At 59.9% G+C, this 2683-nt stretch carries 1 protein-coding gene; it reads right to left on the bottom strand.

The features are described 5' to 3' along the window. A partial coding sequence (locus AOY23_RS21265) for an autotransporter outer membrane beta-barrel domain-containing protein (RefSeq protein ID WP_072171086.1) occupies window positions 1-2683 on the bottom strand: 2683 nt, incomplete at both ends.

Genomic DNA, 2683 nt, shown 5'->3' with positions numbered 1-2683 from the left:
TTCAGCATCATCCCCTTATCGCTGATGCCGTCCTCCTTCCAGTGGAACGCGTCAAGCTGCAGGGCACTGCTTTCGCCGCTGTACTTCACGCCCACCGTCGCGAGACTGTTAACGCCGCCGCCGCTCTGGCCGTCGTCCACCGCAAAGCGCTGGCTTCCGGCACCCGCCAGTGTCGCACTGCGCTGGCTCTTCGAATAGCTCAGGTTCGGGCCGCCTTCCAGGGTGGCGCTCGCTCCCCAGCCATCTTTCCCGGCATAATCCAGCTTCATCCCGACGATACTGTCCACCGCCGTTTCACTGCCGCTGTTCATGTTCAGGTTGAAGTCTCCGGCGTTACGCTCCTGATAACCGTCTTCCAGCGTATGGCGCAGTTTGACACCCGCATACGGGGTGACGGTCAGCGCCTCGCTCAGTTCAAACGTCTTCGCCCCTTCGCTGCGGAACTCCAGATACTGCTGTTTCGCGCTGCTGTCAGCGGTCTTGTTGGTGTCGCCGTAGGAAACAGAGCGGTTGCTGTCGAGGTTATGCACGTCATAACGCAGGGCGTTGTTCCAGCTCAGGCCGTTGTCAAACGCCATCTGATGCTTCAGACCGAAGAACTGGCTGTAGCCGCCGGTGATGCCGTTGTTACCGGCACTCTGGCTGCCGCTGCCATCAAGGCGCGCGATACCGTACTCCATCGTCAGGTTCTGGCTGTCCGTGAGGGCGAGTTTCTGACGCAGGGCCATCATGTCGTAGTCGGTGTTTTTACCGAGTTCGGCACGCGGGTCGCCTTTCGCCACCACGTTGAATGCCAGACCGCTGCTCACCTGCGGTGCCGCGTCGGCCAGCATGTCAAAGCGGTTGCCCAGCATCCGTGCTTCACGGAACACGTTCGTTGCCTGGCTGCCGCTCACCTGTTTCAGGGCGCTGTTGAGCTCTGCGGTGCTGCCGACGTTGAGGCTGCTGTACAGTTCATTGCTGGTGTAACCCGCGTCCAGCGCGGTCGCCACGCTGCTGACCGAACTGTCGGTTGCCACATCGGCATAGGCGTTTTTGGTCATGGTGACGTCCACGTTGCCCTGGGCATCAGTGCTGCCCTGCGCGTTCCACACCACCGAGGTGGAGGTGATGGCGTCCGCGTCGGTCAGGTTGCTGCCCTGCACCACGTTGTCGAAAGTCATGGTGGTGGCCGACGTGCCGGAGGTGAAACCGGTGTTGACGCTGACGCCGTCCATGCTGGCATTGCTGACCATCAGTTGCCCGGCACTGCCGTCAGCGTTGGTGCCGACCACGTAACCGTTCAGGCTGTTGCTGTTGTCGTGGCTGTAGTAGTGCACTTCGCTGGCGTTGCCGTCATTGCCGTTCAGCCCTTCGATGGTGGCGGAGTCCTGGGCAATCAGGCCGGAGCCGGTGACATCATCAGCGATATACACGGTGCCGTTGTTGACCACATGGCCGTTCGCACCGGCCTTGCTGAAGGCATACGAGTTGTCGGCATAAATATTGATGGTGCCGTTGTTCTCAATCACCGCGTCTTCGGTGGCGTCAGCCCCCAGCTGCATACCGATAAGCCCGGAGTCACTGCCGCCCTCGGTGCCGAGGTTAATGGTGCCGTTGTTGACTGCCTGGTTACTGCCGCCCACGTACATCGCCACGGATTTGTTGCCGCTGATGTTAATGGTGCCGTCGTTCTGCGCTGAGTAGCCGCTGCCCCCCATTTTGACGCCCCAGCCGTTGTTGCCGCTGAAGTTGAGCGTGGCGCCCTGCTGGTTCCAGAAGAAGGCATCAGTGGCTGAGCCTTCTGACACAATACCGTCAGCCACCCCGGTGACATTCATGGTTCCGGCGTTAATCACCTGGGCATTGCCGTTGAACCGCAGTGGCTTGCTGCTCTGTGCGGCGGTGAACTCCAGGGTCCCGGTGTTAATCAGCGAGGCGTTACCGGTGAGGTAAATGCCGTCACTGCTGCTGTCGGAGACCAGCGTGCCGCTGTTCTGCACGGWGGCATTACCGGAGAGRCTGACCTGACCGCTGAGGGTGCCGTCGTTGTTAAGCTGACCCGCGCTCATCGTCAGGTTGCTGTTGATGATGGCACCGGTCTGGTTGGTCAGTACCGCATCAGCGGAACTGATGAAAATGGTCTGCCCGGTGACGGTACCTTCGTTACTGACATTGCCGTTAATCAGCGCATTGCCTGTCAGTGTGGTGGTAGTCCCCGCCTCTGCCATCACGCTGCTGTCGGCAAACACAACGCTGACGGCGCTGTCGGTCGGGTTATAGGTCGCGGCATCCTGGCAGTCGTCCCCGACGCAGATGGTGCCGTAGTTAACAATSRKRCCGCTGCCRTCGTTGTAGAACGCCTGGCCGTAATCAGCGAGGATATTGATGGTGCCGGATTCATCATTGATGGCGGTACCGCCGTTGAATACGGCCATGCCGATTAACTGGTTGTCGGCTGATTTTTCCACACCGTCGTCCGCGGTGAGGTTGATAGTGCCCTGGTTGGTAACGGTGCCGCCGTTGAGCGCCAGCATCCCGATACCTTCGTTGTTGACGTTGATGGTACCGGTGTTCAGGCCGGTAGCGTTGCCTTTACCGGCCTCGGAGGAGCCGGTAATCACCCCGGTGCTCATGGTGTACAGCTGACTGGTACTGTAGAACGTTTTACCGGTAATATTGCCGTCTTCATCGAGGGTGGGAA

The sequence above is a fragment of the Trabulsiella odontotermitis genome, from assembly GCF_001297775.1.
Lineage (GTDB): Bacteria > Pseudomonadota > Gammaproteobacteria > Enterobacterales > Enterobacteriaceae > Trabulsiella > Trabulsiella odontotermitis.
The sequence above is the reverse complement of the archived record's forward strand: the minus strand, read 5'-3'. Positions and strand labels throughout refer to the sequence as shown.